This window comes from Labilibaculum euxinicum (assembly GCF_963678175.1).
In the GTDB taxonomy this organism is placed as follows: Bacteria; Bacteroidota; Bacteroidia; order Bacteroidales; family Marinifilaceae; genus Labilibaculum; species Labilibaculum euxinus.
The window spans coordinates 2,438,798-2,450,715 of sequence record NZ_OY782756.1; the positions used below are offsets into that span (position 1 = coordinate 2,438,798).

Here is an 11,918-nt window from a genome sequence, read left to right on the forward strand (position 1 = left end):
ATGTGCACTATAAAATTCATATTACAAAAAGAGTTTCTTCAGGTTTTTAGAAACAAGAGTATGTTGCCTGTAATTTTTGTTATGCCAATTATTCAGCTTTGTGTATTGGTATTTGCAGCAACTTACGAAATGAAAAACACCAATCTGTTTGTTGTTGATAAAGATCTTTCCAGCCATTCCCGTGAACTGATTTCCAAATTTAACGGTTCTCCTTTTTTTACTGTTAAGGATATCGATTTTTCGATTAATAACGCTGAAGATGAGCTTTTAAAGGACGATGTTGATGCGATTCTGGTTTTTGAAAATGGCTTTGGAAAGTTGGTGGATAAAAAAGAACCTGCAGAGGTTCAGGTGTTGGTAAATGCAATAGATGCCAGTGCTGCCGGATTATACAATGCCTATATTTTATCGGTAATACAGGAATATAATTTGCAACTCAAAGCTAAACTTCAGATTGTAGGAAAAGACAACGGAATTCATTTGGTTCAAAATACATATTCCTTTTTGTTTAATCCTGAAATGAAATACATTCCCTATATGCTGCCGGGAATTCTGGTTTTATTGGTGACTGTAATTGGCTTGTTTTTATCTGCAATGAATGTTGTGCGCGAAAAGGAAATTGGGACTATCGAACAAATTAATGTGACACCAATTAAAAAATATCAATTCCTTATAGGAAAGCTAATCCCGTTTTTAGTGATTGGTTTTTTTGAACTGGGAGTTGGTTTACTACTTGCTGCATTTGTGTTCAAAATTCCAATTTTAGGTTCGGTTTGGTTAATTTATTTAGTTGCATTTGTTTATCTGCTTACTATTTTAGGAATTGGCTTATTAATATCAACCCAAACCGATACGCAGCAACAAGCTATGTTTATTGCCTGGTTTTTCATGATTATTTTTATCATGATGAGTGGGTTGTTTACGCCCACAGATAGTATGCCCATGTGGGGACAAAAACTGAATTATTTAAATCCTGTCGCTTATTTCATTAAAATAATTAGAATGATTATGCTGAAGGGATCCGGATTTATGGATGTTGCAAAGGAGTTAGGTATTCTGGGAGTGTACGCTGTTTCAATACTAGGGATTGCTGTAAATCGGTATCGAAAGGTTGCTTAATAACGTTGGTTTTTGTCTAATTCTGAAGGAAGCTTACAAAGTCTTGACTTTGTGCGATTATAGTCTGCTTGTAAATTGGATGAGTTAACTGATCACTCTATTTTACTGAAGTTGAATGTTGAATTTATTGAAACAGGGAATTATTTACCGGTAAAAATGTGGCGTTAACCTATTTCCAATTTCATGTTTTGTCAATATAATTTTATTTTGAGATCTATTTAAATCTTCCATCATGTTTGCAGAACATTATAAATTTCATGAGCCATTACATTTGGAGTTTCTTAAAATTGAAAGGAAGCGGGCCGGCATTATTTTAGTTCTTTTCCTAATCAGCTCTGTGTTAATTCCAGTGCTGCATCATTTAAGTCCTAATTTATTGAGAGCCTCTTTGAATAACAAAAAGTTTGTTGATTCGATGCTCTTTTGGTGGATGATTTTTTTCTTGTTCGAAATTTTTGTGTTTATCCGGATGAATTGGCTCATTAGAAACAAGCGCTCCATTTCTAAGAAAGTTTTGATTCCCAATTTAATTATGGAGTTTGGATTACCTGCCGTTATTCTACTTAATGCAATAAAATATGACAACTCACTTTTGCTGTTGGAATACGATGGGCTTACTTTTTATTTTTTGCTTTTGATGCTGTCGGCAATGCATCTTGATTTTAAGATATCCCTGGGGGCCGGCATATTGGCTTGCATTGGATATTGGGGTGTTTCTTACTGGGGGATACAATTTTTGAAACCTGTTGGTGATGTTGAGCAAATGATTGAAATTTATTTGATGAGGAGTATGGGTTTATTGTCAGCAGGAATAATTGCAGGCGTGGTTGCTGCAGAAATACGAAAGAGGGTGAATAATCTGCTGAAAGCAAAAGATGATCAAAATGAAATGGAATCTCTTCTTGGTCAGCAGTTATCAACACATATAGCGAAAGAATTGATTCTGCATAAAAATGATAAGGTGGGGCAAAAAATGACAGGATCTATTATGTTCATGGATATTCGTAATTTCACATCAATGGCCGATCAGCAAAGCCCTGAAGAAACTATCGAATTTCAAAATGCAATTTTTGATCCTCTTATCCGGATTATCGAGAAGAATAATGGAATTATTCACCAAATATTGGGGGATGGATTCATGGCTTCTTTTGGTGTTGCAGTTGAAAATCCAAATCATGTGGTTGATGCATATTGTGCTGGTGTTCAAATAGTCGAAGTTATTAATCATTGCAGGAATGAAATAAACGGTGATAAAACCCGTGTTGGTATAGGTCTTCATTGTGGCGAAGTAATTACGGGGAATATAGGGAATGAAATCCGTAAACAATTTTCCATTGCGGGCAAAAATGTAATAATAGCTTCCCGGATAGAACAGTTGAATAAGCAATTCGATTCACAATTTTTAGTGAGCAAGGCAGTCGCCGATCAATTAAATGGCAATCGTAATACTTTAATTAATCTTGGAAAAATTAAGATGAAAGGAATTGATGAAAAAATTGAATTGTTTCAGGTGGTATAATTTATTAAAAATCAGCATTCCTGACATCAAGCAACTTCAGTTTTGTTTTTATCCTCGCGTATAAAACAGCTTCTATTCTGTTTTTTTTCATTTTAAATACCATTTTATTCATAATTATGCTTTTCTGATTGCTTTAAAGCAGATGATCCTACACTTTTATATATGGCTTGATTTTGTTCAGTTGACTTGTTTTGATGATTAAATAAATTATATTTGTGATAAAAATCCCTATTTTTAATATCTATAAATAGAGGCTAATTTAGAATGGTATTACGAAAAAATATAAACATTTTTGTACTCTTAATAGTAGAAAGAATGTACTGGCTTGTTGCTGAGATGAGTTGTGGTGTTGAAATATAACAAGTTGAATCAAATTACATTTAATGATTGTAAGAAGATTAGTATCAATAATTATCGTTGTCGTTCTGGTTATTCTTGACCAGACGTTAAGTTTCTCTACACAGGAATCTCCCGCTGTGCCGATCAATAACAGTATCGAAGCAGTGTCTCATAGAATTTCAAATAAATTATCTGATTGCGATCAAACTAAAAGGGCTGATAAAATACTAAATCGCTTTTTAAGGAGGTGGGAAGTAGCAGGCGCAACTGTTGCTGTTGTTAAAGATGGTAAATTGGTTTTTGCGAAAGGCTATGGTTATTCTGATGTGGATAAAGAGAAAGAGGTTGTGCCATCCAGTTTGTTTCGAATTGCGAGCGTTTCTAAATTGGTTACTGCAACAGCAATTATGAAATTGCAGGAGGAAGGTAAATTACATTTAGATGATTACGTTTTTGGGGAACATGGTATTCTGAATGATGAGGCGTATAGCAACATTAAGGATAGGCGAACCAAAAGAATTACTGTGGAGCATTTACTGCGTCATTCATCTGGATTTTCAAGCAAATACGGAGATCCAATGTTTTTGCCTTTGGCGATAGCGAAAAAAATGAATGTTGAACCACCAATCGATGCTCAAACTACGATTCAGTTTGCTTTATCAAGAAGATTAAGCTTTACACCCGGAACCAGAGGGAGTTATTCTAACCTGGGTTACGCTATTCTCGAGAAAGTAATTGAGAAACTGGCTGAAGAACCCTATGAGGCATATGTTCAAACTCATATTTTAAATCCTTCGGGAATTTTTGATATGCATTTAGGGAAAAGCCTTCAAAAGGATCACTTCCCTAATGAGGTAAATTATTACGAGCAGTCTAATGCGATTAAAATTTCTTCGTTTGACGGATCTGGAAAAACTGTTTTTAGAAGCAATGGTGGAAATAATTTGGAAGTTCTTGGAGGTGCGGGAGGTTGGATTGCATCGGGCGCTGAACTGATTAAATTTATGATGGCCATTGATGGTGATGATACTCTTCCAGACATTCTTTCCAAGAAAAGCATAAAATATATGACTACGCCAAATAAGCTTGGGCATAGCCCAATTGGCTGGAAAGGAACCCGAGGTGATGGTACATGGTGGAGAACCGGTACTTTAGCAGGAAGTTCAGCTTTGTTAAAGCACTATAAAAATGGCGTAAGCTATGTAATCATTACAAATAGTTCTACTTGGCGCGGATCCGATTTTACTAAGGATTTAAGTGTGCTGATGACTCAATTTTTAAGGTCGGTAAAGGAATGGCCGGATCATGATCTTTTTAATCATTTTGAAGCCCGCCAAGAGGTAATTGCTCTTGATAAATTGCCGTCCTATCAAGATTGGAGCTAAATTTAATTTTTCCACGTTCTCTTTTTCAGAGTAAATTTAGTTTTTGATTGCTCCCAAATTTCATTTGAGTACCCGTCGTGTTTTTTAATTGTTCATTGAAAGGTTTCGTTGTTATTTGTGTAATGTGGTTTACTTATGCGATTTAGTTGATTACTCAAATAAATTAGATCCTTTCTTTGTATTTTCAATAAAGTGGTGGGTTTTGTGATAATTTATTACTAAAAATCAAACTAATTAGATAGATTGAAGTAAAATGTCATTAAATGGTATTGAATTCTAATCAAGTTTGGTATTTTTGCATTCAAATTGAATAATACACAAACACAAACATACTTAACAAATGGAAACTCGTAGAATCTTAGCTATTAATCCTGGCTCCACATCTACTAAAATCGCTGTATTTCAAGGAGATAAATCTGTCTTTTTGAAAAATATAAAACATTCGAACGAAGAATTGGCTCAGTTTGGTAAAATTTCTGAACAGTTCGAATTTCGTAAGAATATTATTATGAAAGAGCTTGTAGATGCAGAAATTCAAATAGATTTAATCGAAGCTGTTGTTGGAAGAGGAGGATTGGTAAAACCAATTGAATCTGGAATTTACTCGGTAAATGAGCGCTTGAAAGAAGATTTAAGAATTGGTGTTCTTGGAGAGCATGCGAGTAATTTAGGTGGTTTAATAGCCGATAATATTGCTCAGGCATTACCAAGAGCGAAAGCTTATATTGCAGATCCGGTTGTTGTTGATGAAATGATTGATGTTGCCAGAATATCTGGGCATCCGGAATTTCAAAGAGTGTCTATTTTTCATGCTCTGAATCAGAAAGCAATTGGCCGGGCTTTTGCGCAGTCGGTTGATAAAAAGTATGAGGAAATTAATGTGATTGTTGCTCACTTAGGTGGCGGAATTTCTGTAGGTGCTCACTGTAAAGGACGAGTAATTGATGTAAACAATGCTTTAGATGGTGAAGGACCGTTTTCTCCTGAGAGATCGGGTACGCTTCCTGCCGGAGCATTGGCAAAACTTTGTTTTAGCGGAGACTATACCCTTGAAGATGTAAAAAAGATGATCAAAGGTGAAGGAGGTTTGGTTGCTCATTTAGGAACAAATGATGCTTATGATGTTGAGTTAAAAGCCAAAGCCGGTGATGCAAATGCAAAATTGATTCAGGATGCTATGTCCTATCAGGTTGGGAAATCTATTGGAGAAATGGCAGCAGTTTTAAAAGGTAAGGTGGATGGAATTCTTCTAACTGGTGGAATTGCTCATAATCCTGATTTGGTAAATTATATTAAAGAAATGGTTTCCTTTATTGCTCCTGTGGTTATATATCCCGGAGAAGATGAAATGAAAGCATTGGCAATGAATGGATATATGGTTCTGCGCGGCGAAATTCAGCCCCGTGAATATTGTTAATAATATAACAGTCTAATAAAGAAAGCCTTCGGTAATGCACCGAAGGCTTTTTTTGTGCTGTATGTGAAAAACTGCAGTTTAAAAGAAGTCTAAATTCAAATTAGCTATGTTTTACAGCATTGTCTGTTGAATATAAAGAAAAATTATTATATGAATTTATTTGTTAAGATATTATATTTTATAGGGTATTTGTTGATTTCGATATATTATGTGATGTTGATTTTTTCAGTAAAACGTTTAATGTGTTGTGTTAGAGTTGGTAGAATTAAATAGAGAAAAATTTCTTTATTTTTTTTATCTTCAAAGAGAAACTCTATTAATATTAACTCTTAAACCATTACTTTATGGATTTTCAAGAAAAATTAGTGCAGGATTTGGTTTCCAAACACGGGAAAGACCGCGAAAATCTGCTTCCAATATTACAAGGAGTGATTGATCAGGAGCGATTTCTTTCTGAGGAAGCAATTCTAAAAATTTCGAAGGAAATGAGTATTCCTGCTGCAGATGTTTATGGAACTGCAAGTTTTTACTCTTTTCTGGACATTGAACCACGAGGGAAGTATGTAATTCGTGTATGTAAAACCATCACGTGTGCAATGAAGGGGAAAAATCAAATTGTTCTCGCATTGGAGAATTTTTTGAAAATTAAAGTTGGTGAAACTACAATCGATAAAAAATTTACCATTCTTCAAACAAACTGTTTGGGGTGGTGCCACAAGGCTCCTGCCATGTTAATAAACGATGAGGTATATACAGAGCTAAGTCCGGAGAAAGTTGTGGATATTCTGCGTGAGTACAAGGAGAAAAATTAAACATCAAAACCTAACAAAGCAAAACTAACATCTAAATACCCTTAGGTATGACAACAACAGCAACTAAAAAACAACTTCATAGAATCGATTTGATCTTTAATAATGATGATGATTGTAAAGAGATTCTTCGAAATGCATTGTCAAGATCTGACCAGGAAATTGTGAATGAAATGGTGAATTCTGGTCTTAAAGGCAGAGGCGGGGCAGGTTTTCCAACAGGATTAAAATGGAAACTGACTGCTGAATCTAAAGAAAAAGAAAAATATGTAATCTGTAATGCAGATGAAGGAGAACCGGGAACGTTTAAAGACAGGGAAATATTAACTAGAGTACCTCATAAGGTTCTTTCTGGCATGGCTATGTGTGCCAAAATAATCGGAGCACAAAAAGGCTATATTTATTTAAGAGGAGAATATAAATTCTTAGTTCCTGATTTAAAGAAAGAGCTAAGAAAATTTCATGATATATTGGATGAGTTGGGATTGGATTTCCGGGTTGAAATTTTTTTAGGAAGCGGAGCATACATTTGTGGTGAAGAGAGTGCTTTGATTGAATCCATGGAAGGCAAAAGAGGGGAACCTAGAAATAAACCTCCATTTCCTAGTGTGAATGGCTTTAAAGGAAAACCTACAGTAGTTAATAATGTGGAAACTCTGGCACATTCGTACACAATATTAAAATTTGGAGCCAAAAAGTTTAGAGATCTTGGAGTTAAGGATTCTCGTGGTTCTAAGGTGTTTTCCGTGTCCGGAGATACTCCAATACCGGGTATTTATGAGTTGGAATTGGGGATGACAGTTCAAGACTTTGTTGATGATTTTGGCGATGGCGATTGCAAGGCCGTGCAGGTTGGTGGTGCTTCGGGTTTTTTGGTTCCGCGTAAGCGTTTTGGAAAAACGACTATTGGTTACGAGGGGAAATTAACTGGTATATCCTTGCCTACAGGAGGATCCATGATGATCTTTAATAGTTCACGATCCATGTATAATGTTCTTAATAATTATCTTGAATTTTTTGAGGAAGAATCTTGCGGACAGTGCACTCCATGCCGGGTTGGTTGTCAGCAGCTTTTAAAAGGAATTAAAGCGGTTAAACGTGGCGAAAAACCAACCTCTTATCTCGATCAACTACTTAAATTAACTGAAACCATGAAGTTGACAGCTAAATGTGGATTGGGTCAATCGGTGGCGAATTCGTTTTCGTCTATTGTAGAAAATTTCCGCGAGGAGATGATTTATTAGTAAGAAAATAACCAATCTGAATTTTGAACAATTTAAACTGAAATTGATATGTCAAACATGGTGAATTTAACAATTAATGGAATTGCTGTTAGTGTTGAGGAAAATAAGACCATACTCGAGGCAGCAAAACATCTCCATATAAAAATACCAACGCTTTGTTATCACAAAGACCTTTGTGTAGCAGGAAACTGCAGAGTCTGCGTTGTCGAGCAAGTGGGTAATCATAAATTAGTAGCTTCCTGCGCCACTCCTGTTGCAGAGGGGATGGAGATCAATACAAACACTTTAAAGGTAAGAAATTGCCGCAAGCATATTATTGAGCTTTTACTCACAGAGCATAGAGAAGAGTGTACAAAATGCTATCGTAACGGGCATTGCGAATTGCAGGCATTATCTGCAGAATATCAAATCACAAATCAGGATTTTATTGATTTGGTACCGGATAAAAATTATACTGTTGACAGGCTTTCTCCTGCAATTGAGAAGGATGACAGCAAGTGTATCCGTTGTCAGAGATGTGTTCGAACATGTGCGGAAATACAGAGTGTTGGAGCTATTGCGGTTGCTCATAAAGGATCTGAGATGAAGATTTCTACATTTTTCGATCGATCGCTTGACGAAGTTGTTTGTACCAATTGCGGTCAGTGTATTGTTCATTGTCCCACGGGCGCATTAACCGAAAAATCATATGTAGAAAAAGTATGGGATGCGCTCGCAGATCCGGATACACATGTTATTGTACAAACAGCTCCGGCCGTTCGTGTTGGATTAGGAGAGGAATTGGGTTTAGGACTGGGAACCCGAGTTACAGGCAAAATGGTTTCTGCTTTAAAAAGATTGGGTTTTGATTCCGTTCTGGATACCAATTTTACCGCTGATTTAACCATTATGGAGGAAGGAACTGAATTGCTGACCCGATTAAAGCGGGCACTTGTGGATGATGATCCTGATGTTGCCTTGCCAATGGCTACTTCTTGTTCTCCGGGGTGGGTAAAATACATAGAGCATAAGTATCCTGAGTATCTGCCTAATCTTTCTACTTGTAAATCACCGCAACAAATGTTTGGTGCTTTGGCAAAGACGTATTACGCTAAAAATGTAAATGTTGTGCCGGAGAATATCGTATCTGTTTCTATTATGCCTTGTACGGCTAAGAAATTTGAGGCAAATCGTCCTGAAATGAAAGACAGCGGTTATAAGGATGTTGATTTTGTGTTGACTACTAGGGAATTAGCTGTAATGATAAAACAGGCAGGTATCGAATTCGAAAAATTAAATGATGAAATTTTTGATTCAATAATGGGTGTCGGTTCTGGTGCAGGGGCTATTTTTGGTGCTACTGGCGGTGTTATGGAAGCTGCATTAAGAACGGCTTACGAGATAGTTACAGGCCGCGAAGTTCCATTTGATAATTTGGAGATTATTCCGGTTCGTGGCTTGGAAGGAGTAAAAGAGGCAACTGTTAAAATTGAGGGAGCTGTTGAAGAGTGGAATTTTCTGGAAGGAGCCGAATTAAAATGTGCAATAACTAATGGTCTCGAGAATGCTCATAAATTGCTGGAAGCAATTAAGAGAGGCGATAAATTCTATCATTTTATTGAGATAATGGCTTGTCCGGGCGGATGTTTGGGCGGTGGCGGTCAACCATTCCCTGTTGATAATGAAATTCGATTGCAGAGGATGAATGCTCTTTACGAAGAGGATAGAAATCTTCCAATTCGAAAATCTCATGAAAATCCTGAAATTGTTCAGATTTATAAGGAGTTTTTGGATGAGCCTCTAAGTCATAAATCACATAAACTTCTTCATACTTCTTATGTGAAGAGGGAACAGTATTAGTGTTTAATTAAAGACTAATGAGTGGTTATTGGTAAGTAAAAAAAAGATCCGGTTGTGGCCGGATCTTTTGTTTGTATTTAAAATTGATTGATCACTTTTCGAATAGCAACCAGTTTTGTTAATAAATCTTCTAAATAATCCAAATGAAGCATATTGGCTCCATCCGATTTTGCGTTTGCCGGATCAGGATGAGTTTCGATGAAGATTCCATCCACACCAACAGCAATACCTGCTTTGGCAACCGTTTCGATTAATTCAGGGCGACCGCCGGTAACTCCGCTTGTTTGGTTTGGTTGCTGTAACGAGTGAGTAATGTCCAAAACCACAGGACAATTATTTTCTTGCATCACAGGAATTCCTCTGTAATCTATAATCATATCCTGATACCCGAACATATTTCCTCGATCTGTTAAGATCACTTGGTTATTTCCCGATTCGCGCACTTTATTTACAGCAAATTTCATCGATTCAGCAGAAAGAAACTGGCCTTTTTTAATATTCACAACTTTTCCTGTTTCTGCTGCAGCAACCAGTAAATCAGTTTGGCGGCATAAAAAAGCAGGAATCTGCAAGACATCAACATAAGTTGCAGCCATTGCGGCCTCTTCAGCAGTGTGAATATCTGTAACAGTAGGTACGCCAAAAGTATCGCTTACCTTTTTCAGGATTTTCAAAGCTTTTTCATCACCAATACCTGCAAAAGAATCTAATCTGGATCGGTTTGCTTTCCGGTATGATCCCTTAAAAATGAAAGGGATTTCAAGCTTATCAGTAATCTGAACAATTCGCTCAGCAATTTTCATAGCAATTTCTTCACCTTCAATGGCACAAGGACCGGCCAAAAGAAAGAAGTTACCACTTTCTGTATGTTTTATATTTGGAATATTTTCTATCATGATGTTCTAAATTTATTTTGGGCAAAAGTAACAATTTTTGCTTGTTTAAGCAGAAATTAAAACCTGTTCTTCCACCAGCTTCTTAATCTTTCCCAAATTTTTAATTCCTGAGCATTTTGCTGTGGTATGTACAATCTTTGAGTTTTTATTTGATCCGGAAGGTATTGCTGATCCACAAAATTACCCGGATAATCGTGGGAGTATAAATAGTCTTTTTTGTAACCCAGATCTTTCATTAGTTTGGTTGGAGCATTTCGTAAATGAAGTGGCACAGGTAAATTTCCAGTTTCTCTAACCAATGCCTGAGCTCTGCTGATTGCCATGTAGGAGGCATTACTTTTGGGTGAAGTTGCCAGATAAATAGCTGTTTCGGATAAAATAATGCGTGATTCAGGCATTCCAACCAAATTAACCGATTGAAAACAGGCATTTGCAAGCAAAAGGGCATTCGGATTTGCCAGTCCAATATCTTCACTTGCGGATATTACCAGTCTTCGGGCAATGAATTTTGGTTGTTCACCTCCTTCTATCATTCGGGCCAGCCAATACACAGCAGCATCAGGATCTCCGCCACGAATTGATTTTATGAGAGCTGAAGCAATGTCGAAATGCTGTTCTCCATCCTTATCATACATCGAGGGGTTTTCCTGCAACTCTCTGGTCACCATTTCGTTGGTAATGCTTATTGATGTGGTATTTTGAGAATTCACAACCAATTCCAGAATGTTTAAAAGTTTTCGGGCATCCCCACCTGAAAATTTTAGCAGAGCATCTTTTTCAGGAGTAAGAATTTCTTTTTCTTTTAGGTAGCTGTCGTTGGCAACTGCATAATCAATCAGGGCTTCCAAATCTGCTTTCTCCTGAGCCTTTAGCACATAAACCTGGCATCTTGAAAGCAAGGGAGATATAACTTCGAAGGATGGATTTTCTGTTGTTGCTCCAATCAAAGTTACGGTTCCATTTTCAACAGCTCCTAATAATGAATCCTGCTGCGATTTACTGAATCGATGAATTTCATCAATAAATAAAATGGGATTCGGAGTATTAAAGAATTTTTGTTTTTCAGCTTTGGAAATTACTTCCCGCACATCTTTTACTCCCGAATTTACAGCCGAAAGAGTATAGAATGGCCGGTTGAGTTGTTTGGCGATGATTTTGGCCAAAGTTGTTTTACCAACACCGGGAGGTCCCCATAAAATGAATGAGGACACATTGCCTGATTCAATCATTTTACGTAAAACGGCGTTTTCCCCGACCAAATGTTTTTGACCTAGATAATTTTTCAGATCAGTGGGGCGTAATCGTTCAGCTAAGGGTTGATTGGGAGTCATGTATTTTGTATTCTGTTTGT

General features: G+C 36.7%; 9 protein-coding genes. 7 read left to right on the top strand and 2 right to left on the bottom strand.

The annotated features are described in order from the left end of the window. The 7 genes from ACY0M5_RS09795 to ACY0M5_RS09825 all read left to right on the top strand — a co-directional run bounded on the left by ACY0M5_RS09795 (position 1) and on the right by ACY0M5_RS09825 (position 9,671). Entirely contained in the window at positions 1-1,119 is a 1,119-nt protein-coding gene (locus ACY0M5_RS09795) for an ABC transporter permease (RefSeq protein WP_461631630.1), read from the top strand. A 232-nt stretch (positions 1,120-1,351) separates the two neighbouring features. Beyond that, positions 1,352-2,638: an adenylate/guanylate cyclase domain-containing protein gene (locus ACY0M5_RS09800; RefSeq protein WP_461631631.1), complete on the top strand. Its 1,287-nt coding sequence runs from the start codon at positions 1,352-1,354 to the stop codon at positions 2,636-2,638. A gap of 383 nt (positions 2,639-3,021) precedes the next feature. Beyond that, positions 3,022-4,362, top strand: a complete 1,341-nt coding sequence (locus ACY0M5_RS09805; RefSeq protein ID WP_461631632.1) for a serine hydrolase domain-containing protein — start codon at positions 3,022-3,024, stop codon at positions 4,360-4,362. 340 nt (positions 4,363-4,702) lie between these two features. Beyond that, positions 4,703-5,779, top strand: coding sequence for a butyrate kinase (gene buk, locus ACY0M5_RS09810; protein ID WP_461631633.1), 1,077 nt, complete (start codon positions 4,703-4,705; stop codon positions 5,777-5,779). A gap of 344 nt (positions 5,780-6,123) precedes the next feature. Next, positions 6,124-6,591, top strand: a complete 468-nt coding sequence (gene nuoE / locus ACY0M5_RS09815) for an NADH-quinone oxidoreductase subunit NuoE (RefSeq protein ID WP_101310358.1) — start codon at positions 6,124-6,126, stop codon at positions 6,589-6,591. Between the two features lie 47 nt (positions 6,592-6,638). Next, positions 6,639-7,832: an NADH-ubiquinone oxidoreductase-F iron-sulfur binding region domain-containing protein gene (locus ACY0M5_RS09820; RefSeq protein ID WP_101310357.1), complete on the top strand. Its 1,194-nt coding sequence runs from the start codon at positions 6,639-6,641 to the stop codon at positions 7,830-7,832. 57 nt (positions 7,833-7,889) lie between these two features. Continuing rightward, on the top strand, positions 7,890-9,671 hold the full coding sequence (locus ACY0M5_RS09825; protein WP_461631634.1) for an NADH-dependent [FeFe] hydrogenase, group A6: 1,782 nt from the start codon (positions 7,890-7,892) through the stop codon (positions 9,669-9,671). A 77-nt stretch (positions 9,672-9,748) separates the two neighbouring features. Here ACY0M5_RS09825 and kdsA read toward each other — a convergent pair whose 3' ends face one another. Both kdsA and ACY0M5_RS09835 read right to left on the bottom strand, forming a co-directional pair. Next, positions 9,749-10,567 (bottom strand): 3-deoxy-8-phosphooctulonate synthase, encoded by an 819-nt coding sequence (gene kdsA / locus ACY0M5_RS09830; RefSeq protein WP_461631635.1) that lies wholly within the window; start codon positions 10,565-10,567, stop codon positions 9,749-9,751. 56 nt (positions 10,568-10,623) lie between these two features. Further along, a complete protein-coding gene (locus ACY0M5_RS09835) occupies positions 10,624-11,898 on the bottom strand; it encodes a replication-associated recombination protein A (RefSeq protein ID WP_124991986.1) in 1,275 nt (424 codons plus the stop codon). Between the last annotated feature and the right edge of the window lie 20 nt (positions 11,899-11,918).

What these genes read in the sequence shown, in the direction of transcription:
- ACY0M5_RS09805 (WP_461631632.1), top strand. Translation starts at nt 3,022, where the DNA reads ATGATTGTAAGAAGATTAGTATCAATAATTATCGTTGTCGTTCTGGTT.
- ACY0M5_RS09835 (WP_124991986.1), bottom strand. Translation starts at nt 11,898, where the DNA reads ATGACTCCCAATCAACCCTTAGCTGAACGATTACGCCCCACTGATCTG.
- ACY0M5_RS09820 (WP_101310357.1), top strand. Translation starts at nt 6,639, where the DNA reads ATGACAACAACAGCAACTAAAAAACAACTTCATAGAATCGATTTGATC.
- ACY0M5_RS09825 (WP_461631634.1), top strand. Translation starts at nt 7,890, where the DNA reads ATGGTGAATTTAACAATTAATGGAATTGCTGTTAGTGTTGAGGAAAAT.
- ACY0M5_RS09795 (WP_461631630.1), top strand. Translation starts at nt 1, where the DNA reads ATGTGCACTATAAAATTCATATTACAAAAAGAGTTTCTTCAGGTTTTT.
- nuoE (WP_101310358.1), top strand. Translation starts at nt 6,124, where the DNA reads ATGGATTTTCAAGAAAAATTAGTGCAGGATTTGGTTTCCAAACACGGG.
- kdsA (WP_461631635.1), bottom strand. Translation starts at nt 10,567, where the DNA reads ATGATAGAAAATATTCCAAATATAAAACATACAGAAAGTGGTAACTTC.
- ACY0M5_RS09800 (WP_461631631.1), top strand. Translation starts at nt 1,352, where the DNA reads ATGTTTGCAGAACATTATAAATTTCATGAGCCATTACATTTGGAGTTT.
- buk (WP_461631633.1), top strand. Translation starts at nt 4,703, where the DNA reads ATGGAAACTCGTAGAATCTTAGCTATTAATCCTGGCTCCACATCTACT.